The 22,309-nt window shown below is 72.0% G+C and carries 24 protein-coding genes and 1 pseudogene; 10 read left to right on the plus strand and 15 right to left on the minus strand.

The annotated features are described in order from the left end of the window. The first annotated feature begins 80 nt into the window (after positions 1-80). The gene (locus E1293_RS11075) at positions 81-650 is read left to right on the plus strand and encodes a TetR family transcriptional regulator (RefSeq protein WP_132196628.1); all 570 of its coding nucleotides are present in this window, start codon (positions 81-83) and stop codon (positions 648-650) included. Positions 651-766: 116 nt separating this feature from the next. On the opposite strand, the gene E1293_RS11080 is transcribed toward E1293_RS11075, so the two are convergent. Both E1293_RS11080 and E1293_RS11085 read right to left on the minus strand, forming a co-directional pair. After that, positions 767-1,264: a pyridoxamine 5'-phosphate oxidase family protein gene (locus E1293_RS11080; RefSeq protein ID WP_132196630.1), complete on the minus strand. Its 498-nt coding sequence runs from the start codon at positions 1,262-1,264 to the stop codon at positions 767-769. Between the two features lie 12 nt (positions 1,265-1,276). Next, the gene (locus E1293_RS11085; protein WP_132196632.1) at positions 1,277-1,777 is read right to left on the minus strand and encodes a cysteine dioxygenase family protein; all 501 of its coding nucleotides are present in this window, start codon (positions 1,775-1,777) and stop codon (positions 1,277-1,279) included. Positions 1,778-1,883: 106 nt separating this feature from the next. Between E1293_RS11085 and E1293_RS11090 the strand changes: the two genes are divergently transcribed. The 3 genes from E1293_RS11090 to E1293_RS11100 all read left to right on the plus strand — a co-directional run bounded on the left by E1293_RS11090 (position 1,884) and on the right by E1293_RS11100 (position 4,057). Further along, on the plus strand, positions 1,884-2,795 hold the full coding sequence (locus E1293_RS11090; protein WP_132196634.1) for a LysR family transcriptional regulator: 912 nt from the start codon (positions 1,884-1,886) through the stop codon (positions 2,793-2,795). 95 nt (positions 2,796-2,890) lie between these two features. After that, positions 2,891-3,400, plus strand: coding sequence for a hypothetical protein (locus tag E1293_RS11095; RefSeq protein WP_132196636.1), 510 nt, complete (start codon positions 2,891-2,893; stop codon positions 3,398-3,400). Positions 3,401-3,487: 87 nt separating this feature from the next. Further along, the gene (locus E1293_RS11100; RefSeq protein ID WP_132196638.1) at positions 3,488-4,057 is read left to right on the plus strand and encodes a dihydrofolate reductase family protein; all 570 of its coding nucleotides are present in this window, start codon (positions 3,488-3,490) and stop codon (positions 4,055-4,057) included. Positions 4,058-4,075: 18 nt separating this feature from the next. Here E1293_RS11100 and E1293_RS47360 read toward each other — a convergent pair whose 3' ends face one another. From E1293_RS47360 to E1293_RS11120, 5 genes and pseudogenes are all read right to left on the minus strand, one after another. Continuing rightward, positions 4,076-4,249, minus strand: coding sequence for a hypothetical protein (locus E1293_RS47360; protein WP_165978170.1), 174 nt, complete (start codon positions 4,247-4,249; stop codon positions 4,076-4,078). A 60-nt stretch (positions 4,250-4,309) separates the two neighbouring features. Continuing rightward, on the minus strand, positions 4,310-4,894 hold the full coding sequence (locus tag E1293_RS11105) for an ABC transporter permease (RefSeq protein WP_132196640.1): 585 nt from the start codon (positions 4,892-4,894) through the stop codon (positions 4,310-4,312). A gap of 148 nt (positions 4,895-5,042) precedes the next feature. Further along, positions 5,043-5,711: pseudogene (locus E1293_RS11110) on the minus strand (ABC transporter ATP-binding protein); the annotation flags it as partial. A gap of 29 nt (positions 5,712-5,740) precedes the next feature. Continuing rightward, positions 5,741-6,226 (minus strand): Clp protease N-terminal domain-containing protein, encoded by a 486-nt coding sequence (locus tag E1293_RS11115; protein ID WP_207938784.1) that lies wholly within the window; start codon positions 6,224-6,226, stop codon positions 5,741-5,743. After that, positions 6,226-6,477, minus strand: coding sequence for a hypothetical protein (locus tag E1293_RS11120; protein ID WP_132196642.1), 252 nt, complete (start codon positions 6,475-6,477; stop codon positions 6,226-6,228). The genes E1293_RS11115 and E1293_RS11120 overlap by 1 nt, the downstream gene beginning before the upstream one ends. A 456-nt stretch (positions 6,478-6,933) precedes the next feature. Here E1293_RS11120 and E1293_RS11125 point away from each other — a divergent pair, with 456 nt between their 5' ends. Beyond that, a complete protein-coding gene (locus E1293_RS11125; protein ID WP_243716155.1) occupies positions 6,934-7,692 on the plus strand; it encodes an LmbU family transcriptional regulator in 759 nt (252 codons plus the stop codon). 116 nt (positions 7,693-7,808) lie between these two features. On the opposite strand, the gene E1293_RS11130 is transcribed toward E1293_RS11125, so the two are convergent. Next, positions 7,809-9,434, minus strand: coding sequence for an acyl-CoA dehydrogenase family protein (locus tag E1293_RS11130; RefSeq protein WP_243716156.1), 1,626 nt, complete (start codon positions 9,432-9,434; stop codon positions 7,809-7,811). A 170-nt stretch (positions 9,435-9,604) separates the two neighbouring features. Between E1293_RS11130 and E1293_RS11135 the strand changes: the two genes are divergently transcribed. Beyond that, positions 9,605-10,312 carry a DUF1707 SHOCT-like domain-containing protein gene (locus E1293_RS11135; RefSeq protein ID WP_132196647.1) on the plus strand — a complete coding sequence of 236 codons (708 nt, stop codon included), beginning with the start codon at positions 9,605-9,607 and terminating at the stop codon, positions 10,310-10,312. 108 nt (positions 10,313-10,420) lie between these two features. Here E1293_RS11135 and E1293_RS11140 read toward each other — a convergent pair whose 3' ends face one another. The 3 genes from E1293_RS11140 to E1293_RS11155 form a co-directional block, all read right to left on the minus strand. Beyond that, a complete protein-coding gene (locus E1293_RS11140) occupies positions 10,421-11,167 on the minus strand; it encodes a sirohydrochlorin chelatase (RefSeq protein WP_165978171.1) in 747 nt (248 codons plus the stop codon). Next, positions 11,164-11,874, minus strand: a complete 711-nt coding sequence (locus tag E1293_RS11145; RefSeq protein ID WP_132196649.1) for a phosphoadenylyl-sulfate reductase — start codon at positions 11,872-11,874, stop codon at positions 11,164-11,166. The genes E1293_RS11140 and E1293_RS11145 overlap by 4 nt, the downstream gene beginning before the upstream one ends. A gap of 208 nt (positions 11,875-12,082) precedes the next feature. Further along, positions 12,083-13,750 carry a nitrite/sulfite reductase gene (locus E1293_RS11155; RefSeq protein WP_165978172.1) on the minus strand — a complete coding sequence of 556 codons (1,668 nt, stop codon included), beginning with the start codon at positions 13,748-13,750 and terminating at the stop codon, positions 12,083-12,085. 685 nt (positions 13,751-14,435) lie between these two features. Between E1293_RS11155 and E1293_RS11160 the strand changes: the two genes are divergently transcribed. Genes E1293_RS11160 through E1293_RS11170 form a run of 3 tightly spaced genes read left to right on the plus strand, consistent with a single transcriptional unit; the run spans position 14,436 to position 17,299 of the window. Continuing rightward, on the plus strand, positions 14,436-15,488 hold the full coding sequence (locus E1293_RS11160; RefSeq protein WP_243716157.1) for a YihY/virulence factor BrkB family protein: 1,053 nt from the start codon (positions 14,436-14,438) through the stop codon (positions 15,486-15,488). Between the two features lie 39 nt (positions 15,489-15,527). After that, the gene (locus E1293_RS11165; RefSeq protein WP_132196657.1) at positions 15,528-16,547 is read left to right on the plus strand and encodes a phosphotriesterase family protein; all 1,020 of its coding nucleotides are present in this window, start codon (positions 15,528-15,530) and stop codon (positions 16,545-16,547) included. A 35-nt stretch (positions 16,548-16,582) separates the two neighbouring features. Continuing rightward, the gene (locus E1293_RS11170) at positions 16,583-17,299 is read left to right on the plus strand and encodes a phosphoribosyltransferase (protein WP_132196659.1); all 717 of its coding nucleotides are present in this window, start codon (positions 16,583-16,585) and stop codon (positions 17,297-17,299) included. 274 nt (positions 17,300-17,573) lie between these two features. Here the strand turns inward: E1293_RS11170 and E1293_RS11175 are convergent, their stop codons facing one another. From E1293_RS11175 to E1293_RS11190, 4 genes are all read right to left on the minus strand, one after another. Continuing rightward, complete coding sequence (locus tag E1293_RS11175) at positions 17,574-17,870, minus strand: WhiB family transcriptional regulator (protein ID WP_021600082.1); 297 nt, start codon at positions 17,868-17,870, stop codon at positions 17,574-17,576. Between the two features lie 184 nt (positions 17,871-18,054). Then, positions 18,055-18,960, minus strand: a complete 906-nt coding sequence (locus tag E1293_RS11180) for a sucrase ferredoxin (protein WP_132196661.1) — start codon at positions 18,958-18,960, stop codon at positions 18,055-18,057. Between the two features lie 46 nt (positions 18,961-19,006). Continuing rightward, a complete protein-coding gene (locus tag E1293_RS11185; RefSeq protein ID WP_132196663.1) occupies positions 19,007-20,572 on the minus strand; it encodes a glycerol-3-phosphate dehydrogenase/oxidase in 1,566 nt (521 codons plus the stop codon). Continuing rightward, positions 20,569-21,177: a TetR/AcrR family transcriptional regulator gene (locus E1293_RS11190; protein ID WP_132196665.1), complete on the minus strand. Its 609-nt coding sequence runs from the start codon at positions 21,175-21,177 to the stop codon at positions 20,569-20,571. The genes E1293_RS11185 and E1293_RS11190 overlap by 4 nt, the downstream gene beginning before the upstream one ends. A 54-nt stretch (positions 21,178-21,231) precedes the next feature. Between E1293_RS11190 and E1293_RS11195 the strand changes: the two genes are divergently transcribed. Continuing rightward, positions 21,232-22,309, plus strand: a 1,078-nt coding sequence (locus E1293_RS11195; protein ID WP_132196675.1) for an FAD-binding oxidoreductase, incomplete at its 3' end; no start/stop codon positions are given.

The following is a 22,309-nucleotide window of genomic DNA, read 5'->3' on the forward strand; positions in this document are numbered from 1 at the left end:
CAGTGACTGGCACTACTTAGCGCCAGTCGCTGACTCTACACGTAACGCCAGTCGCTGGCGCAATGCGGTAGCCTCGGAAGGTGCCACGGAGTGGAGCGCAAGCGCGTCGCCGACTGCAGCAGGCGGCCCTCGAGCTGTATCGGGAACACGGGTTCGACCAGACCACCACGGCTCAGATCGCCGCGCGGGCCGGCGTCAACGAACGCACGTTCTTCCGGCACTTCCCGGACAAACGCGAGGTGCTCTTCGACGGCGAAGCCGACCTGCGCGCCGCGCTGATGCGAGCGGTGGCCGAGGCCCCCGATGGTCTGCAGCCGCTTGAGATCTTGCTCAGCGCCTTTCAGAAAGCCGGACGGATCCTTGAGGACAATCGCCCGTTCTCCGAACCGCGACTGGAAGTCATCGCCGCGACACCGGCGCTCCGCGAACGCGAGCTGGCCAAGGCCGCGTCGCTCACCGGGGCCGTGGCGGAGGCGCTGCGGCAGCGCGGTGTCGGCGACCGGCTCGCCACCCTGGCCGCCCAGACCGGCTGGGCGGCCTTTCACCAAGCCGCCCAAGCCTGGATCGACGATCCCTCACAAAGCCTGGACGCGCATCTCCATCAAGCTTTCCACGATCTGCGCGCCCTCTCCGCGACGATCCCGAGCTGAGGGTCATCCTGATGCCGGAGACGGCCCCGTTCCGGCGCCGGGCCGTTCACTGATCGGTCACTCGGTCTGCTCGGCCAGCACGACGAGGATGCCGGCGGGGCCGCGCGTGTGCGTGTTCAGCCCAGCTGGCGTTCCTTCTGCTGCTGCATGAGTTCCTCGATGGCGGTGGGCAGGGTCGTCTCGAAGTCGATCAGCTTGGCCCAGGTCGGCTTCACCACGACCCGGACCATGCCGAGGTAGAGCGACTTCACGCCTTCCTCCCACTCGGCCCGTTGCTCGGGCGTCATCTCATAGGTGCCGTTCCATTGGAGGTACTCGTCCGGGATGCCGTCGACGGCATCCAGCTCCGCCCGGCCGCGGATGAGCAGGACCTTCGGTGGGTGCGACTCGGTGTCGATCGTCAGCGCGACCGCGGGATTGCGGCGCAGCGCCGGGAGCTTCCGTGCGTTCGTCGCCGTGCACATGACGATCTCCGTGCCGTTCCAGACGATTCCGATCGGGATCGACCGCGGGGTGCCGTCCAGGGCGACGAAGGCCAGCCTGGCCAGGTCACGGGCCAGCAGTTCCTGGCTGAGCGGGCGGTTCAGCACCTCGTCGATGGCGTGCTGGTCCATGGTTCGAGCTCCTCAGTCGTAGTAGCGGCGGGCGCTGGACCCGACACGGGTGATGTCGGTGCCGTAGATGTGCAGGCTGAGGGCGGTCTCGTCGCCGGCGTTGCGGATGCGGTGGATGTCGCCGGGCGGCGCGAAGCCGCTGACCTCGCCGGGCCGGTTGTCCCGCGCGCCGATGGGGTTGAGCGCTTCGTCGAACAGTTCCTCGTGCTCGATGCCCGAAAGCACGCCCACGACGCACCACGTGATGTGGTCGTGGATCCGGGTGCTCTGCCCGGGGCGCCAGACCAGGCCGAGGACGGAGAACGCCCCGTCGGGCTCGGCGTGCAGCAGGTGGCCCGCAACCCGGTCGGGCCGGCCGAGACGCTGATCGGGCGTCAGGACCTCAGGGCCGGGCAGATGGGCCCGAAGCTGATCGGCGACCAGGTCCGCGGTGTCCGGCCAACCGGTGCGCACGTCGATCGCCTTGCGCACCGCCGCGACGAGATCGGTGAGCGTTGCCAGTGAGCGGGTCATCGCCGAGTCCTCCTCCGCTGAGCGGGGTCGTCCCGATCAGCGTCCCGTGCGCCGACTCATTCGTCTAATGCCAATACTCGGGGTGACCCATGCGTATCATTGATGGATGCTGGATATCCTGCGGTTACGGGTCCTCGCGGCGGTCGCCGAGCACGGCTCGGTCACCAAGGCGGCCAAGCACCTGAACTACTCCCAGCCCGCCGTCAGCCATCATCTGGCCAGGCTGGAGGCCGCGACCGGCGCCAGGCTCGTCCAGCGGGCCGGCCGGGGCATCCGGCTCACCCCGGAGGGCGAGCACCTGGCCCGCCGCGCCACCGAGATCGTCGGCCGGGTCGACACCGCGGCCGCGGAACTGTCCGCGATGGTGGGCCTGCGCACCGGCCGGGTCCGGGTCGCCGGCTTCCAGTCGGCGCTCGCCGCGCTGGTGCCGCACGCCGCGGGCACCCTGCGCCGCGAGCACCCCGGCCTCGAACTGCGCTTGATCGAGGCCCACCCGCGGGTGGCACTCGACCTGCTGCGGGCCGGGCAGGTCGACGTCGCGGTCGTCTTCCGCTACGACGAAGCGACACCGGACGACATCCGCGCCGCGCACCTGTTCGACGACCCGATGTACCTGCTCAGCCTCGAACCCGGCCAGACACTGGCAGGCAACCGCGACTCCGCCTGGATCGCGGGCTGCGAGAACTGCCGCCGCGAGTTCCTGGAGGCCTGCGACAAGGCGGGCTTCGTCCCGCCCATCGCCTACACCAGCGACGACATCATCGTCCAGCAGGCACTGGTCGCCTCGGGCATGGGCGTGATCACCATGCCGGGGCTGGCACTGCGCACCCACCGCGCGCCCGGAATCGAGGCCAGCGTCCTTCGCGACTTCCAACGGCACGTCTACCTGGCCACCTACGGCGACCCGCCGGACCCGCCGGCGACCACCGCCTTCGTCAGCGCGCTGCACCACGCCGTCCAGCAGACCCGGCCAGGCGAGCCGGCGGGTCTCTCGATCCAGGTGCCGGAGGCCATGTAGGCCGCGAGGACGTGGCCGGGGTGGCGGGACGCTCCCGGGCAGCCGGTGCGATCCTTGACGGCGGCGCCAGTCGTGGGCGGACGGAGGAGGCCGGTGTGCGGCGGCTGTTGAGATGCGTGACGGCGGTGGGGCTGCTGTCGTTGTTCGCCACGGCGGTGTTCGGCATGTCGTGGGCGATCATCGACGGGCCGGACGGCATACGGGGATGGGCGCTGATCCTGATGTTCGTCGTTGCCGGTCTGATGCTGATGGGGCTGTGGATGGCCCTCCTACTGGCCGGTGCCGGGGCGCGGCCCGTCGGGCTGGCCGTCGCCGTGGTCGCCGGAGTCGTCGCCTTGATCTTCGCCGGTACCGTTCCGGCCTGGTTCAGCGCGTGGCTGCTGCACGAGCGCGGACGCGTCACCACCTGCCGGGTGGTGGCCGTGACCGAAACCGACACCTTCAACGGGTCCGGTTCCGCTTACCGGCACCGGCTGGCCTGCGACGGCGGTGGCACCTTCTCGATCACGCGGTCCGACGGCGCACTGCGGGTGAACCAGCGCGTCCGCGTGCGCCACGACATCGGCACGGGAGAAGTAGCTCGGGGCGGGGCAATGTCGGTGTGAGCTTTCAGAAAAACTTCGCTGGATGCGATGAGTCGAGCCGCTGCCGCCGGTACACACCGGTGAGCATCGATCGAAAGGACACCCATCGTGAGCGTCATCGTCATTCAGTTCATCACCCTGGACGGGATCGTGTCCGACCCGGACGGGTCCGGGGGCACTCCGGGCGGCGGCTGGGCGTTCCGGCACGGTCCCGAGACGGTCGCCGGGGACAAGTTCAAGCTCGGAAGCTCGCTGGACGACGGGGTCATGCTGCTGGGGCGCCGCACCTGGCAGCAGTTCTCGCAGCTGTGGCCGGGACGCACCGACCCCTTCTCCACACGCATGAACGCCGTGCCGAAGCTGGTCGCCTCCCGCACGCTGCCCGACACCTCGGCGTGGCCGAACTCAAAGGTGATCGACGTCGACCTCGTGGAAGCCGTCGAACGAGAGCGCCGTGATGTGATCATCACCGGCAGCCTGAGCATCGTCCACACGCTGATGGCCGCAGACCTGATCGACGAGTACCGCCTGCTGACCTTCCCCACCATCCTGGGCGGCGGCGAGCGGCTCTTCCCCGAAGGCGGCCCGCTCACCCACTTGGAATGCCAGTCGGCCGAGGCCGCAGGCGCCGCCGTCCTCACCCGGTACGCAAGGCAACGCACCGATCGTCCGGCCTGAAACGGGGACGAAAACGGGCTACGGCGACGACCGCGACACCGGTTTCAGGTCCAGCAGCACGCGGTGAGGGGCCGTGGCGGGCGGTTCGGGTTCGGGGTCGTGCTCGGTGTCGACCGCGACCAGGCTGATGCAGCCGCCCGACTCCTCGAACAGCAGCCCGTGCTCGCCGAACCGCGCCAAAGCGGTTTGCACCTTCTCGACGTTGGCCCAGCGCCCCGCGGATCATGTCCTGTTCCTCGGCGAGAAGTACCTTCAACGCCCGCATTGCACCATCTCGTCCGGCAGCAGCGCCGACCGCATACCGAGGCCGAGCCAGTAGACCGGGAACACCTGCGCGGTCCCCTGCAGCCACCCCGGCAGCGCGGTAATCGGATAGAAGACCCCGGAGATCGAGACCACCGCCATCACCGGAAGCGTGATCGCCCCGGCGGCGCGTGGGCTCGGCACCAGCGCGCCGAGCACCGCGCCGATCGACCGGGTCCCCACCAGCCCGAGCAGCAGGACCCAGCACAGCGTGAGCCAGGCGCCGGCAGCGCCGAGCCGCAGCCCCGACACCATGAACGCGCCGGGCACCAGCAGGATCAGCAGGTAGGCCACCACGCAGCCGGAGGTCATGAACAGCTTGCCGATGAAGTAGGCGCGGATGCCGTGCGGGGTGGCCCGGGCCCGCAGCAGCGTGCCGTCCTCCCGCTCCACGGTCAGGTACTGCATCACCACGATCAGGCCGAGCGCGACGAACATGCCGAGGACGCTCGGCAGCACGAGCGACCCCAGCTCGAAACCGGTGTGCCGGAACTCGCGGTTCCGGTAGAAGAAGATCGCCACCAGCGTCAGCACCGGTCAGAGCAGCTGGTTGACCAGCTCGGACCCGCAGAACGCCTGGCGCAGTTCGATCATCCCGCGGGCGAACCCCGAGCGGATCGCCGTGCTGTTCGCGCTCATTGGACCGGCTTCTTCGCGTTCGCCTCGTCGTCGGCGGTGCCGCGGCGATGATCCGGCCGCGGTCGAGGATCACGATCCGGTCCGCCAGCTTCTCCGCCTCGGCCAGGTCGTGCGTGGTGAGCATGATGGTGGTCGTGCCCTCCTCGGACAGCTTGACGACCAGCTCGTGGAACTCGCGGCGGGCCTGCGGGTCGAACCCGGCGGTCGGCTCGTCCAGGAACAGCAGCTCCGGGCGGCCGAGCATGCCGATCGCCACGTCCAGCCGCCGGCGCTGGCCGCCGGACAGCATCCGGACCCGCTTGCCGGCGTGCTCGCCCAGCCCGACCATGGCGATCAGCTCGGCGGCGTTCCACGGCCGCTCGATCTCGGGGGTCGAGTGGCCTGCGTAGTACGTCCCGAGGTGGGTCAGCAGCTCGCGCACCCGCCATTTGCCGTGGTCGCGCCAGGACTGCAGGACGATGCCGATGCGGGCCCGCCAGTCCTCGCCGCCGTGCGCGGGGTCGGTGCCCAGCACCTCGACGCGGCCGGCGGAGCGCATCCGGAATCCCTCGAGGATCTCGATCGTGGTCGTCTTGCCGGCCCCGTTGGGCCCGAGCATGGCCAGCACCTCGCCCCGGCGGGCCTCGAAGTCGACACCGTTGAGCACGTCGGTGGTGCCGTAGCGCATCCGCAGCCCCTCGACCCGGACGACGACTTCCCCGTTCGGTCCCATGACTCGCCTTTCGTGTGGGGGTCCGCGGCCTACCGGCCGGCCCTGGGAAGCGCGGCCCGGGTGCGCGCCTTGAGCTCGTCCCGGTCAACCCCGGCGAGGGCGAGCGCGCGCGGCACCGTGCCGGCCTTGAGCTCCAGCAGCCCGAGCAGGATGTGCGCGGGACGCAGGTCCTTCTTGTCGCCGACCGCAGCCATCCCGCGCTCCAGCACGAGCTTGGCGGACGCGCCCGCGTCGGACGGCCTGCGGATCGACCTGCGCGGGCGCAGCATGTCCCGGTCGGTGACCGAGATCCCGGCCGCCCCGAGGCTCTGCTCGAACTCGCTCTGCAGCGCGTCCTTGATCGTCTGATAGTCCAGCCCGGCCGAGTCCAGCAGCTCGCGAGTGGTGGCCTCCGGCTCGCGGGCGACGGCGAGCAGCAGGTGCTCCGCCTCGATGTCCTTCGAGCCCATCGCCTGCGCCTCGGCCGCCGCGCGCTCCATGACCGCGTGCATGTACATGCCGAAGATCTGCGGCATCACGTCCTCCTTCGCAGCCGCACCCCCGCGGCGATCAGCCGCTTGGCGTGCTTCTTGTGGACGGCCTGGCGCGTCACACCGAGTGCCTCGGCCACCTCGGACCAGCTCCACCCCGCCCGCATGGCCTCCTCGACCGCCGCGTCCTCCATCCGGTCGGCCAGCCTGCGCATGGCCACCACGGCCGCGAGCCGCTCGCCCGGGTCCTGGCGCTCGTCCGGGTCCGGCGAGGCGGGAACCTCGATTCCCGTCATGCAAGCAACCTAGGTTGCTTAATCGAGGGTTGTCAACCTGGGTTGCTTGATGCGTAACGAATCGCTGGCACGGTGTGACAGTCCGTGCTCACCGCACCCTCCCGCGGACATGAATTTTTCACGCCGAACACAGGAAATAATCAATGGCCTATTTGGCGCCTGCTACTGCATGATGATCAGGTGTACCGATCGAGGGACAAACGCGGATGGCGGCGGCGCCCTGGATGACGGTCGTGCTTCAGTTTTTCGGGCGACGCGCCAACGCCTGACGAAACCGAATTCGCAGAACCAGTGTATTTTGCTGTAATGGCTCTCAGGGGCCCGTCGACACGATATGACGGCGAGGCTGCGAACCCAAATCTGCGAGAGTGCGGATTCGAAGCCCACCGGGGGACGGTGTGCCGCGGTCCCCGTTCCGGTGCACCTTCGAGAAGCGATCCCCGCGAGGAGGGGACCATGGTGAGAGCGGCGCCGAACAATGTGCCGTCCGGAGGCCGGACGCATCCCGGGGGCGGGGCGCCCATGCCGCGCCGAGCCCCATCGGGAACACCCCGCAGCACGCAACGGTGGTCGGTCCAAGCGGGTCTCGGCGCCGACGCCGGCGTCCAGGCCAGACGGGCCGAACTGCACATCCCATCCGGCCTGACCTTCGAATCCTGGCTGCACATCGGCCGCAACCTCAAGATGATCAATGATTCGTCCGCCTGGTGGCTCGGCGACTGGCTCGTATACGGCGAGAAGCGCTTCCCGGACCGCTACCGCCTCGTCCTGGAGGAGACGGCCCTCGACTACCAGACGTTGCGCAACTACGCCTGGGTGGCGCGCCGCTTCCCGGCCTGGCGCAGACGGGACGCGCTGAGCCTGCAGCACCACGCGGAAACCGCCGCGCTCCCGAACATCGAACAAGACAGATGGCTGGAGCGCGCGGAAAAGGAAAAATGGTCGACGCGACGCCTCCGGGCGGAACTCAGGCGCGCACGCGAACGGGCGGGCGAGATTCCCGGAAAACCCTCGACCAAGGTCGTGGTGAACCTCGATGCCGGCCGCAGAGATCTGTGGACCCAGGCAGCCGAGGCGGCAAGAATGCCGCTGCTGGAATGGATCGCCAAGGTCGTCGACGACGCCGCCGCGGACCCGAAATCAGACTCCGCCGAAGCCTCGCCGGCGATCCACACCACAACCGTCCAAGAACTCCAAGTAACGGAAAGTGACTAACTAGCCGCCTTCGACAACGTCGTCGGTGGCGGCAGGAGGCGGTGGGCGGTTCGCCGAACTCGTTCCACTGCCTCTTGACCACCATCTCGGCCTGGATGGCGGTGCCGAGGGCGGGGTCAGCCGGCTTTTGGTGTGGTGCGGTCGATGACGGGGGAGAGGTCGAGGCCGGCGGGGAGGGTGCCGAAGGCGGTGCCCCAGTCGCCGGCGAGGCGGGTGGCGCAGAAGGCGTCGGCGACGGCCGGGTGGCCGTGCCTGACCAGGAGGGATCCCTGCAGTGCGAGTGCGAGCCGTTCGACGATGCGGCGGGCCCGGACCTCGATCGTCGCCAGGTCCGCGAGGGACGTCTTGACCTCGCGGACGGCCGCGTCGAGGCGCGCGTCGGCGCCCGCGGCCCGCTCGATCTCGGCGAAGACCGCGTCGACCGTCTGCGGCTCCTTGGCCATCGCGCGCAGCACGTCCAGCGCCGCCACGTTGCCGGAGCCCTCCCAGATGGAGTTCAAGGGGGACTCGCGGAACAGGCGGGGCATGCCCGACTCCTCGACGTAGCCGTTGCCGCCCAGGCATTCGAGGGACTCGGCGGCGTGCGCCGGCCAGCGCTTGCAGATCCAGTACTTGCTGATGGCGAGGGCGAGGCGCTTGAACGCCGTCTCGGACTCGTCGCCGCGCACCGAGCGGTCGGTGGCGCCCGCCAGCCGCAGCATCGTGATCGTGGCGGCCTCGGACTCGATCGCGAGGTCGGCGAGGACGTTGCGCATCAGCGGCTGGTCGATCAGGTACTTCCCGAACGCCTTGCGGTGCGCGGCATGGTGCGCGGCCGTCGTGACGCCGAGCCGCATCCCGGACGCCGCGCCGATCACGCAGTCCAGCCGGGTCATGTTGACCATCTCGATGATGGTGCGGACCCCGCGGCCCTCGTCCCCGACCGGCCAGGCGACCGCGTTGTCATACTCCACCTCGGAGGACGCGTTGGACCTGTTGCCGAGCTTGTCCTTCAGGCGCATCAGGCGGAGCGGGTTGAGGGTGCCGTCCGGCAGGACGCGCGGGACGAGGAAGCAGGTCAGGCCGCCGGGCGCCTGGGCGAGGGTGAGGAACACGTCGCACATCGGGGCGCTGGTGAACCACTTGTGGCCGGTGAGGCGGTACGTCCCGTCCGGCTGCGGGGCGGCCTCGGTGGTGTTGGCGCGGACGTCCGAACCGCCCTGCTTCTCCGTCATGGACATGCCGGCGAGCAGCGCGTTCTTGGTGAGCGGGGCGCGCAGCCCGAAGTCGTACTCCGGCTTGGCCAGAAGCGGCTCGTACTGGGCGGCCAGGTCGGGGGACTGGCGCAGCGCGGGGACCGCCGCGTACGTCATGGAGACGGGGCAGCCGTGGCCCGCGTCCACGCGCCAGGTGTAGAACTTCGCGGCGCGGGCGACGTGCGCGCCCTCGCGGGAGTCGGCCCAGGCGGAGCCGTGCAGGCCGTGCGTCACCGCGACGGTCATCAGCTTGTGCCAGGCCGGGTGGAACTCGACCTCGTCGACCCGGTGCCCGTAGCGGTCATGAGTGCGCAGGACGGGCGGGTTCTCGTTGGCGAGGCGGCCCCAGTCCTGCGCCTGCTCGCCGCCCGCCAGCCGGCCCAGTTCGCGGACCTCCGGCTCGGCCCACCCGGCCCCCTCGCGCGCCAGCCCGTCCAGCAGGACCGCGTCGTCGGCCGTGTCGTGCCCGGCGAGCGGGGGGACCTGGTTGAAGACCTCGTGCGTCACCGTGCGCTCCCTACGTCCTGCACCGTCGGCTCGCAGGATACAGAACCACGTTCGGGACAACGAATGATCATGCCTCTGCGGTGGCCGGACGTCCATCCTCCTAAGGTGGTGGGGCGATCTCGTCCGCGCGGCGGATTGTCCGGCGGCGCCGGGGGCATACCTTCGAAATCATGAGTCAGTCCAGTCCGCAGCCCGAGCGGCCGTGCCCGAGCCGCCCAGCGGACCGGCGGCCGGAGGTCCACTCCGAGGCCCTGGACATCACCGCCCCCGGCGGCGCCGCGGCGGCGCCGGTCCGGGCGTCCGACGCCGAGCGGGAGGCCGTCGTCGAGCGGCTGCGGATCGCCTCGGTGGAGGGGCGGCTCACCTTCGAGGAGCTGACCGAGCGCACCGAGGCCGCCTACGCGGCCGTCAGCCGCGGCGACCTCGACCACATCACCGCCGACCTGCCCGGCATGGGCGCGCCCGGCGCGAACCCCGCGCCCCTGCAGGTCAAGCGCCGGTTCAGCGCGGTCATGGGCGACTGCAAGGAGCGCATCGTCGGCCGCATCGACGGCCCGCTGGAGGCGGTGTCGGTGATGGGCGACGTCGAGCTCGACCTGCGCGGCGCCCAGGTGCCGAGCGGCGAGGTGCTCATCACCGCGACCGCCGTGATGGGCGACGTCAAGATCATCGTGCCGGACGGCGTCACCGTCGAGCTGTCCGGGCACAACTTCCTCGGCGACCGCCGGGTCGCCGTCCGCGACCCGCACCCGGGCGCCCGCGTCCCCGTGGTCCGCGTCGCCGCGACCGCCGTGATGGGCGACATCAAGATCGTCGACGACGAGCACCACACCCCGCTGCGCCGCGCCCTCGCCACCTGGTGGAAGGACCGGCGGTAGCGCTCAGCGGGCGTCGGGCTTCTCGTTCACCGGCGCGAAGTCGCGGTCGTGTGTCTCGTCGGGCTCGTGGCCGAGGTCCGCACGCTTCAGGGCGGGCCCTCTACCCGTCTAGACCGCGGTCGCCGCGCGGGCGGCCTCCAGCGCCTCGTCGTAGCGGTGGACGGCCAGGTCCGCGATCTCCGGGGCGGCGCCCAGCACGGGCGAGACCGCGGACGCGCCGGCCGCCAGGGCCTCGTTGCGCACCTTGTCGGCGAAGTGGCCGGGCGCCAGGAAGTAGGACGCCACCGCCACCCGCGGAGCGCCCGCGTCGAGCAGCGCCGCGACCGCCTCGGCCGGTTTCGGCCCGGCCGCGGACGCGTACGCCGGCGTCACGTCCCACCAGCCGCGCGGCCGCCACTCGCGGGCCAGCCGGGCGATCGTGGCGTTCGCGGACGCGTCGCTGGAGCCCGCCGAGACGAGCACGACCGCCGTGTCCGGGTCGCCGGGCTCGGCGCCCGCTTCGGACAGCCGCCGCTCCAGGGCGTCCATCAGCAGCGGGTGCGGGCCCAGCGTGCCGGCCGTGCGCAGCCGCAGCCGCGGATGCAGGCCCCGCACCCGGTTGAGGACGCCCGGGATGTCGGTCTTGCTGTGATAGGCCGCCGTGAGGAGCAGGGGCAGGACGACCGCCTCACCGGCGCCGCCGCGGGCCAGGCCGTCCAGCACCCGGTCGGGCGCGGGCGGCGCGTGGTCCAGGAACGCGGCGTGCACGGGCACGTCCGGGCGGCGGGCCCGGACGGCGTCCAGGAGCGCGGTGACGGTCGCGGCGGCGCGGGGGTCCCTGCTCCCGTGCGCCACCGCCACCACCGGAACGCTCACAGGTGGATACCGCACTCGGTCTTGCCCATCCCGGCCCACCGGCCGCTGCGCGGGTCCTCGCCCGGCGCGACCGGGCGGGTGCACGGCTCGCAGCCGATCGAGGGGTAGCCGTCGTAGTGCAGCGGGTTGACGATCACCCCGTTGTCCTCGATGTAGTTGTGCATGTCGTCCTGGGTCCAGTCCAGGATCGGGTTCACCTTGACCATGCCGCGCTTGCGGTCCCACTCGACGACCCTGCGGTCGCGGCGGCTCGCGGTCTCGTCCCGGCGGATGCCGCTGAACCAGGCCATGTAGCCCTCCAGCGCGCGGCCGAGCGGCTCCACCTTCCGCAGGTGGCAGCACAGGTCGGGGTTGCGGCCGTGCAGGCGGGGGCCGAGCGCGGTCTCCTGCTCCTCGACCGTGCGGGACGGGGTGACGTTGATGACGTTCACCGGGTAGACGGCCTCGACCGCGTCCCGCGTCCCGACGGTCTCGGCGAAGTGGTAGCCGGTGTCGACGAACAGCACGTCGATGCCGGGCTTGACCTTCGACACCAGGTGGATCAGCGCCGCGTCCGACATGGACGAGGTCAGGCAGATGCGCTCGCCGAACGTGGCCGCGGCCCAGCGGATGACCTCCAGCGTGGGGGCGCCCTCCAGCGCCGCGGCTGCCGACTCGACGATGTCTTCGAGGTCAAGGGTAGGTCTGTCGGTCTCCAGAAGAGTCACCGAGGGATCTCCTTGCTCGCGGTGGCGGGGGCCCCGACACCGAGGAACTTCAACGTGAACGAACGGAGGCAGTCGGGGCAGAACCAGGAACCGTGCGCGTCCTTGTGGGGGGACGACCCCCCACTCCCCCCGGGAAAATCGCTGGGGGCGCGCGGTTCCAGCTGCTCCTCACCGCAGTAGGGGCAGTAGAACGGCGCCATGCGCTCGCTCATTTGAGGTCTGCCTCGTCGGCGCGGTGCACCCAGTCGGCGAACGTCTCGCCGTCGCCGCGCTGCTCGTCGAAGTTGCGGACGATCCGCTCGATGTAGTCGGTCAGCCCGGACGAGGTCGTCTTCAGCCCGCGGACCTTCTTGCCGAACGAGGCGCCGAGCTGCCCGCCCAGGTGGATCTGGAAGCCCTCGACCTGGTCGCCGTTCTCGTCCACGACCAGCTGGCCCTTCAGCCCGATGTCGGCGACCTGGATGCGGGCGCAGGCGTTCGGGCAGCCGTTGACGTTGATCGTGAGCGGCTGGTCGAAGTCGGGGAGCCGCTTCTCCAGCTCGTCGATCAGGTCCATGGAGCGCTGCTTGGTGTCGACGATCGCGAGCTTGCAGTACTCGATGCCGGTGCACGCCATCGTCTGCCGGCGGAACGTGGACGGGCGGACCTGGAGGTCGTGCTTCGCCAGCTCGTCGGCGAGCTCCTCGGTGTTCTCCTCCGGGACGTCCAGGATGACCATCTTCTGCTCGATGGTCGTCCGGACCCGGCCCGAGCCGTACCGCTCGGCGAGGTCGCCGATGACGCCGAGCATCTCGCCGCTCACCCGGCCGACGCGCGGGGCGAAGCCGACGTAGAAGTTCCCGTCCTGCTGCGGGCGGATGCCGACGTGGTCGCGGCGGGCGACCGGCGCGGCCGGGTCGGGGCCGTCCGCCAGCGCGTACCCGAGGTACTCGTTCTCCAGCACCTCGCGGAACTTCTCCGGCCCCCAGTCCTTCATCAGGAACTTCAGCCGGGCGCGGCCGCGCAGCCGCCGGTAGCCGTAGTCGCGGAAGATGGACGTCACGCCGTGCCAGACCACGCTGGTCTGCTCCGGCTTCACGAACACGCCGAGGCTCTGCGCGAACATCGGGTTGGTGGACAGGCCGCCGCCGACGTACAGCGCGTAGCCGGTCTCGCCCGCCTCGTTCACCACGCCCACGAACGCGATGTCGTTGATCTCGTGGACGGTGCAGTGCGACGTGCAGCCCGACAGCGCCGTCTTGTACTTGCGCGGCAGGTTGGAGAACTCGGGCGAGCCGATGTACTTGTCGTGGATCTCGCGCAGGTCGCGGGTGGCGTCGATCACCTCGTCGGCGGCGATCCCGGCGAGCGGGCAGCCGATGATGGTGCGCGGCACGTCGCCGCACGCCTCCGTCGTGTGCAGGCCGACCGCTTCGAGCGCGTCCCAGATCGCCGGGACGTCCTCGATCCGCACCCAGTGCAGCTGGACGTTCTGCCGGTCGGTGATGTCGGCGGAGCCGCGCGCGTACTTCGTCGAGATGTCGGCGATCGTGCGGAGCTGCGGGCCGCTCAGCTGCCCGCCGTCGATCCGCACCCGCATCATGAAGTAGCGGTCCTCGAGCTCCTCGTCCTCCAGCGCGCCGGTCCTGCCGCCGTCGATTCCGGGCTTGCGCTGGGTGTAGAGGCCCATCCAGCGGAACCGGCCGCGCAGGTCGGCGGGGTCGATCGAGTCGAAGCCGGTCTTGGAGTAGATGTCGATGATGCGGCGGCGGACGTTGAGGCCGTCGTCGTTCTTCTTGTTCTCTTCGTTCTTGTTGAGCGGTTCGCGGTAGCCCAGGGCCCACTGGCCTTCGGACTTCTTGCGTTTGATCGCGGGTGGCACGGCGCGCGTCCTCATCTGTGGTCGTGAGGGACGCGTAGCGCACCGGCGCTCTGAGGCGGCCGGCTCGACGCTGAGCAGGTTCAAGTCAAAGGTGACGCCGATGCGCCACGCGCCCGTCGTTCAGGGGCGTGGTCGGGGCGTCACCAACAGATCGCGCTGCGGACGCGCAGGAAGTCGACGTGCCGGCGCTTGGCCAGCAACGGGTCCGCGGCAGTCATACCAAGACTCTGACATGCCGTCTCGCGGACTGTCCAGTTACGTCCGGCATGCGGACGGGTGAGATGCGTCATCCCTGCCGCCTCCAGTTCACCGGAGGCTCGGCGTCGTCGCCGGTCGCGGGGCGGGTCCCGGGGCGCTCGGGGGCGGGCGTCGCTGGCTCGGTGCGATGCTGGCAGTCGCACCATGAGCCGCCACGGCACTCCTTGTGGCGGCGCTCACGGCACGACTCGCAGATCATGTCTTCCATTGTCACCCATGGAGGCAAATGCCCGGTTCACCGTGGCCGGTCAGGGACGATCATGGTCGGGACGACGTTCCGTGCCGTCAAAGCGGGTATGGGCCAAGGGATGTGCAGGGGGCAGGCGATGACGCCGCGGATCGACCGGGCGGGGGAGGCGTTTCGCACGCCACGCGCGGAGCAGACCAGTGAAATGGGCGATGCGGCATGTTCCGGGCGCGTAACGCTCTACGGTGGGGCGGTGTGACCACCGTCTCCGACGCCGCGGGCGTCCCCCCGGCCGGGGACTCCGACTCCGAGGACGGCCGGCAAGGCCCTGAGCCCCGGAGGCGCGACCTTGTGCTCTCCCGTGCCCGCGCGGGTGCGCGGGCGGCGCCCCGCATCGGCTGGGCCCTGACCAAGGGCACCGCCATCGGCGCGTTCCGCTACCGGGTGACCGGCCTGGCCGCCGAGGCGGCGTTCTTCGCGCTGCTGTCGCTGCCGCCGCTCGTCATCGGGCTGATCGGCACGATGGGCCACTTGAGCGGCCTGTTCAGCCACGAGACCATGACCGAGGTCAGCGACTGGGTGATCAAGCAGGCGCACACCGTGCTGACCGGCCCGACCGTCGACTCGGTCGTCGTCCCGCTGATCACTGACGTGGTCCGGGGCGGCAGCCCCGACATCGTGTCCATCAGCTTCCTGATCTCGCTGTGGGCGGGCTCGCGCGCGACGAACGTCTACGTCGACACGATCACGATCGCCTACGGGCTGTCCGGCGTCCGCGGGGTGATCCGCACCCGGACGCGCGCGTTCGTGCTGTACCTGATCGGGCTGCTGCTCCTGCTGATCGCCATCCCGCTGCTGGTGGCGGGGCCCACGCTGGTGCGGCAGGCGCTGCCGGAGGGCGCCGCGGCGGTCCAGCTGCTGTACTGGCCGGTCGTGGTGAGCCTGTCGATCATCTTCCTCTCGCTGCTCTACCACCTCAGCATCCCGGTCCGGACGTCCTGGTGGCGGCAGGTGCCCGGCGGCGCGCTGGCGCTGCTGATCTGGATCGTCGGCAGCGCGGGCCTGCGGATCTACCTGGCCGGGTCGCTCAGCGGGGTGTCGGTGTACGGGTCGCTGGCCGCCCCGATCGCCGTCCTCGGCTGGCTGTACGTGGCGGCGCTCGCGGTGCTGATCGGGGCCACCCTGAACGCCGAGATCGACCGGCGGTGGCCGAGCGGCGACACCGCACGGGTCCGCGCCGAGCGCGAGGCCGAGGGCGCGCAGGTGCCCCGCGACCAGGGAGCGACGAGTAAAAACAACCTCCGATAAGGTCTTGAAAAGGGCAAACATGTCGTAGCCTCGCGTGCTATGACCCCCCGTGAGGAGACCGGCCGGCTCCGGACCGTGACCGGCACGATCGCGACGTCCGACATCACCGGGCCGGTGCTCTCCCACGAGCACCTGCAGATGGATCTGCGCTGGCCGGCCCGCCCGCAGCAGGCCCCGTCCGACCCCGGGCGGTGGCTGGACGAGGAGAAGGCCGTCCAGCGCGAGCTGGTGGCGCTGCGCAAGGAGCACGGCCTCGGCCTCGTCGTCGACCTGACGTGCTCGGGCATGGGGCGCAACGCCGCCGCGCTCGCCCGGATCAGCGCGGGCGCCCGGGTCGCCGTCGTCGCCGGGACGGGCGTGTTCACGGAGCCGTTCCATCCGGGGTTCGTCCGCGAGACGCTCGCCGCCGGCACGGCGGGTCGTTCCGGGGGGACGGCCCCGCGGCAGGAGCCGTACGGCCCGTCCAGTGTCGACCGGCTCGCGGAGCGGCTGCTCGCCGAGGTCGGCTTCGGCATGGACGGCACGAACTCGCTGCCGGGGGTCATCGGCGAGATCGGCACCTGGGGCGAGGCGCCCACCGAGACCGAGGAGCTGTGCCTGCGGGCCGCCGCGCAGGCCGCCCGCTACTCCGGGCTGTCCGTCGCGACGTACGGGCGGGCGGGCCTCGCCCAGCTGGAGATCCTCACCACCGCCGGGCTGGCCCCGGACCGCGTCGCGGTCGGCCAGCAGGACCGGGTGGACGACTCCGGCCAGCACCGCAAGATCGCCGAGACGGGCGGCTACGTCTCGTTCGGCACGCTCGGCCTGGCGGGGGAGGGCCGCGCCGCCGTCGCCGCCCGCGTCCGCTGCGTGCTGGACCTGCTGGAGGCCGGGCACGCCGACCGGGTGCTGCTGAGCACCGGCGTCTCCCGGATGGCCCAGGTCGCCCGTTACGGCGGCGCGGGTTTCGGGTACCTCTTCGACACGTTCCTGCCCGCGCTGCGCGCCGCCGGTGCCGACGACGGCACCCTCGGCGCGATCCTGCACGACAACCCGCTGAGGTGGCTCACCGGTTCCTGAACGGGTAGGGGTCACCCCGGAAAGGGGGTGCGCCGATGCCCTGGAACAGACCGGCTCGCGATGACTTCCGGCGGCCGCGGACCGTCCGCCTCCCCTACACCGACCGCGCCGAGGCGGGCCGGGTGCTCGCCGAGCGCCTCGCGCCCCTGGGGCTGGACGGGGCCGCGGTCCTCGCGCTGCCGCGCGGCGGCGTCCCGGTCGGGCACGAGATCGCGCGGCGCCTCGGGTCGCGGCTGGACGTGCTGGTGACCCGCAAGATCGGATACCCGCCGCAGCCGGAGCTCGGCGTCGGGGCGATCGCCGAGGGCGGCGCCCCGGTGTTCGACGCCGGCCTGCTGGCGCGGCTGGGGCTCCGCGAGGACGATCTGGCCAGCACCGTGGCGGCCGAGCGCGCCGAGCTGGACCGCCGGGTGGCGGCCTACCGGGGCGGCCGCCGGCTGCCGGACGTCGCCGGGCGCCCGGTGGTCGTGGTGGACGACGGGCTCGCCACCGGCGGGACCGCCCGCGCGGCGGTGCGGGCGATGCGCGAGCGGGGCCCGTCCCGGCTGGTCCTCGCGGTGCCGGTGGGCGCCGCCGAGACCGTCCGGAGCCTGGAGACCGAGGCGGACGACGTGGTGGTGCCGGCCGCGCCATGGGAGTTCAGCGCCGTGGGCCAGTGGTACCGAGATTTCGAGCAGCTCACCGACGACGACGTGATCGCCTGGCTGGACCGTGCCGCACGGGCGGCAGGGGAGGGCCCGGAGCCGACCTGAGCGGTGCCGCCCGGCGACCCGGCCGGAATGGTGTGCCGCGTCATTCTTGTCAATGGGCCACATCGCGGAACCTGATGCGGTAAAAGGCGTCCGCGAGGAATGTCGTGGGACGATGTAACGCATCTGTGACGCAGATGTGACGGGACGGCCCGGGTCCGGCCGGGAGCGACCGTGCCCGGGCAACGCAAACGGCCCCGCGGGGCGGGGCCGTGACGTTTTCAGGTGGCGTGCCGGGGTTCGCGATGGGAGCGTTCTGGCGGCCTGTCGTTCTCGTTTAGGCGGCGTTGGCGCGGCGCATACGACGACGGCGCTCGGACGCGCGCTCGTCCTCGTTGAGGCCGCCCCAGGTGCCGTACTTCTCGGGCCGGGACACGGCGTAGTCCAGGCACTCCGTGCGGACCGGGCAGCCCATGCAGATCTGCTTGGCCTTGCGCTCGCGGATCTCGCGCTCGGGCTGGCGCTCGCCGTCGGGACCGAAGAAGAGGACGAGGTCTTCCCCCCGGCACGCCGCGGCGTCCTGCCAGCCCCAGCTGGGACGAGGGAGGTTTGCCTGCCGACGTACCTGAGCCATGGAACACCCACCTTGATTGGTTTCGAACAAAAACGGGACATGGACGCTCGACATGCTTCAGGTGACATGAGTCAGAAGCGCCGAATGTTCCAACGTCTGGAGTTGCCGCTCTGTTCCCCGTCCGGTTACTCCGGAAACCTGGGGACGTGCGACAGGGAGACCCTCGAATGGGGCCTCATGGAGATTACACGAGCGCCGCCTCGTTGAGAAGGGTGAGTTCCCTAACAACGTAGGTTCGCTGGTTCTCGCCGCACCCGGTCCCGCACGGGTCGGGCTGCTGGACGGCCTCGACGATCACCCGGTAACGGCTCTGCTGAGCAACAACGACCGCTTCGTACCGGGTTGTTCCAATGACCGACTCCACGGTCACGTCGTCCACTCCGAGGCACCCCGTGTGCGCCCGGACGAAGTGCTCGGCGGCCTGCGCCGGCTCGGGCGTCCCGGCCCGTCCGCGCAGCCTGTCGAGGACGACCTCGCCCCGCAGGTAGGCGTCCACCGCCGTCACGGCCTCGGTCTCGCCGAGGTCGCCGTAGGAGAGCGCGTGGGGAAGACATACCAGGTTCGCTGCGAAGCGGTCACCGCCGACATGGGTGGTTTCCCAGACGAGACGGTCGAAACGCGTCGCGAGGACACGGGCCAGTGGCGCACCCGTCCGGGCGCAGCACGCGTTGTGGCGGCCGTGCGTGCAGACCAGCAGCACCGGGTCCGGCACCCGCTCCCCGAGGCCCGGTGACCGGCCCTCGGCCAGCGCGTGCAGATCGAGCGCCGCCAGCTCGGCCGGATCGGCCAGCTCGCGCCCCTCGATCCAGGCCTCGGTCCCGCGCGCGAAGCCGGCGTAGACCTGGAGCGGCGGGGTGGCGCGGCGACGGCCCGGGCGGCGGATCAGCTGCGGCCGGACGCCCGCCTTCTTCGCGTTCCGCACGGCCTCGGCGACCGGCTCCGGGCCGGGCAGGTCCTCGACGCGCTCGGGCCAGGGGCCGGGATGCTCGACCAGCAGCCAGGCGCCCGCCTTCACGGTCGCGGTCGCCAGGCACGGCCGCTCGCCGGTGTGGCTTCCCGGGCAGTGCCCGCAGCCCTTGCCCCGCGTCAAGTGAGCCCCCCGTCGATCTTCGCTCAATCGATTAGGTAAGGGTAACCTAACGGATCGCGGCGAAACCAGGCGGGGTGGCGAGCAGCGCCTCCGCCGCGGGCAGCGCGGCCTCCCGGTCGGCGGCGACGAGCCCGATCCGGGTGCGGCGGTCCAGCAGGTCGCCCGCGTCCATGGCGCCCTCGTGCAGCACCGCCCAGGCCAGCTCCGCGCCGGTCACCGGCAGCCCGGGCACGACCGGTTCCAGCAGGGCCGTGTCCCGCTCGCCGAGCGCGGCCAGCAGCGGCGCCTCGACCCCGTACCGCTGGACGAGGCGGGTCGGCGCGTCCAGCGCGTCCAGGCGGGCGCGCGGGGCCGCGCCGACGAGGGGGAGCCGGGCCGTCCAGCTGGGCCCGGCGGGCAGGCCGCGGGCGCGCACCACCGCGTCGACGGCGTCCTCCGCCATGCGCCGGTAGGTCGTGAGCTTGCCGCCGACGATCGTGACGACGCCGTCCGGCGAGGTCAGCACGGCATGCCGGCGGGAGAGGTCCGCGGTGTCGCCGCCGTGCCCGGCGTCCAGCAGGGGCCGCAGCCCGGCGAAGGCGCCGATCACGTCGTCGTGGCGCACCGGGACGTCGACCGCCGAGCCGAGCACGTCGAGCAGGAACCCGATCTCGCCCTCCGACGGCACCGGCACGTCCGGGACGGGGCCGTCCATGGGCTCGTCGGTGAGGCCCACGTAGACGCGGCCGTCGCCCTGCGGCATCACCAGCATGAACCGGCTGCCCGCGCCCGGGATCGGGACGTGCATCCCGGCGGTCAGCCCGCGCAGCGTCTCGGCCCGGAGCACCAGGTGGGTGCCGCGCGACGGGCGCAGCCGCACGCCGTCCACGAGGCCGCCCGCCCACACGCCGGCCGCGTTGACCACCGACCGCGCCCGGACGGTGAACTCCCGGCCGGTCGCCTCGTCCCGGACGAGCGCGCCGTCGCCGGTCAGCTCGACCGCGCGGCAGCGGGTGAGGACGCGGGCGCCGTGCCCGGCCGCCGTCCGGGCGATCGCCGTGACGAGGCGGGCGTCGTCGGCGAGCTGCCCGTCCCACGACAGCAGGCCGCCGCGCAGCCCGTGGGGGCGCAGCGCGGGCGCGAGCCGGAGCGTCTCCACCGCCGACAGCCGGCGCGGGCCGGGCAGCACCGAGCGCGGGGTGCGGGCGGCGAGCCGCAGCAGATCGCCCGCGCGCATCCCGCCGCCCGCGAGGAGCGCCTGCGAGCGGGACACGAGCGGCGTCAGCGGCAGGACGAACGGCAGGGCCCGGACCAGATGCGGGGCCGTGCGCCGCATCAGCGTGCCGCGCTCGACCGCGCTCTCGTGCGCGACGTCCAGCTGCCCCTGGGCGAGGTAGCGCAGCCCGCCGTGGATCAGCTTGGAGCTCCACCTGGACGTGCCGAACGCCAGATCGTGGGCGTCGATCGCGGCGACGGACAGCCCCCGGGACGCGGCGTCCAGCGCGGCGCCCGCCCCGGTCGCGCCCAGGCCGACGACCAGGACGTCCACCACCTCCTCCGGCAGCGCGGCGAGCTCGCGCTCCCGGCGTGCCGCGTTGAGCGAGGTGCGCGGGTCGGGTCGGGAGACGTTCATGGGGCGAGCATCCTCTCCAGGATTTCGCGGAGTTCGGCGTCGAAGGCGTCGGAGTCCAGGCCGGGGTCGGCGGCGTCGAGCATCGTCGGCGCCGACAGCCCGAAGGACTGGACGACCAGCAGCAGGGCGCGGGCCTGCCGGGCGGGGTGGCCGGGCCGGATGGTGCCGTCCCGGTGCCCGGCGTCGATCGCCTCCTCGAACCAGGCGAGGAAGACCCGCTGGCTGGCGCCGCGGCGGTCCAGCAGGTAGGGCAGCAGCAGCTCCGGGTCCACCTCGATGATCTTGCGGAGCAGGGGGTGGTCGCGGAACGTCCGCACGCCGGTGACCAGGCCGTCCACCATGCGGGGCCGGACGGGGCGGCCGTCGTCGGGCGGCTGCAGCGCGCTGCCGATCGCGGTCCACTCGCGGGTCATGAGGTCGGCGACGATCGTGCGGACGTCCGGCCACCGGCGGTACAGCGTCATCCGGGAGACGCCGGCGCGGCGGGCGATGTCGGTCAGCGTCGTGCGGCGCACCCCGACGGCCAGCACGCAGTCGCGCGCGGCGTCGAGCACGGTGTCGTCGGCGGTCCGGGCGCCGTTCCTGTTGTGACGAGTAGACGTCATATGTCACAGTGTAAGCCACACGGACAAGGGGGCGCGATGACGGAGACGCCGGACATGCTGTGGAGCGGCTGGGGCGACCCCGCGAAGGCGGCCCCGCTGCCCGAGCCGATGGTCGGCCTGCTGCGCGACCTGCTCAGCGTGCGGCCCGCGGACGCGCCGCCCGCCGCGCTGCCGGACGTCAAGGCCGCCGCCCCCCGCCTCCCGGGGGAGGACCTGACCGCGCTCGCCGCCGTCGTCGGGGACGGCAACGTCCGCGCCGACACCGAGTCGCGCGTCCGGCACACCCGCGGCAAGTCGACTCCCGACCTGCTGCGCATCCGCGCCGGCGACACCTCCGACACCCCGGACGCGGTCGTCCTGCCCGGCTCCCACGACGAGGTCCTCGCCGTGCTGGAGGCGTGCGCCGCGCGGCGGATCGCCGTCGTCCCGTTCGGCGGCGGCACCTCCGTCGTCGGCGGCCTGGCACCGGAGGGCGTGACCGCGTTCATAGCCCTCGACCTGCGGCGCATGGACCGGCTCGTCTCGCTCGACGAGGTGTCCCGCACGGCCGTCCTGCAGCCCGGCCTGCGCGCCCCGGCGGCGGAGGCGCTGCTCAACGAGCGCGGCTACACGCTCGGGCACTTCCCGCAGTCGTACGAGTGGGCGTCGATCGGCGGGTTCGCGGCGGCGCGGTCGAGCGGGCAGGCGTCCGCCGGGTACGGGCGGTTCGACGACATGGTCGTCGGCCTGACCGCCGCCACCCCGGAAGGGACGCTCGACCTCGGCCGGGCGCCGAAGTCGGCCGCCGGGCCGGACCTGCGGCAGCTCGTCCTCGGCTCGGAGGGCGCGTTCGGCGTGATCACCTCCGTGCGGGTGCGGGTGCACCCCGTGCCGGCGGCGAAGGAGTACGAGGGCTGGCGGTTCGCGTCGTTCGCCGAGGGCACCGCCGCGCTGCGCCGGCTCGCCCAGGACGGCCCGCTGCCCGCCGTCCTGCGGCTGTCCGACGAGGCCGAGACCATGGTCGGCCTCGCCGACCCGACCGCCATCGGAGGGCCGAGCGTAGCTCGTCGGTCGGATGGTGGTGGGCGGGGGCTGGAGGACGAGGGGCCGAGCGGGGCCGGGTGCTTGGCCGTGCTCGGGTTCGAGGGCGCCC

Source organism: Actinomadura darangshiensis (assembly GCF_004349235.1).
GTDB lineage: Bacteria > Actinomycetota > Actinomycetes > Streptosporangiales > Streptosporangiaceae > Spirillospora > Spirillospora darangshiensis.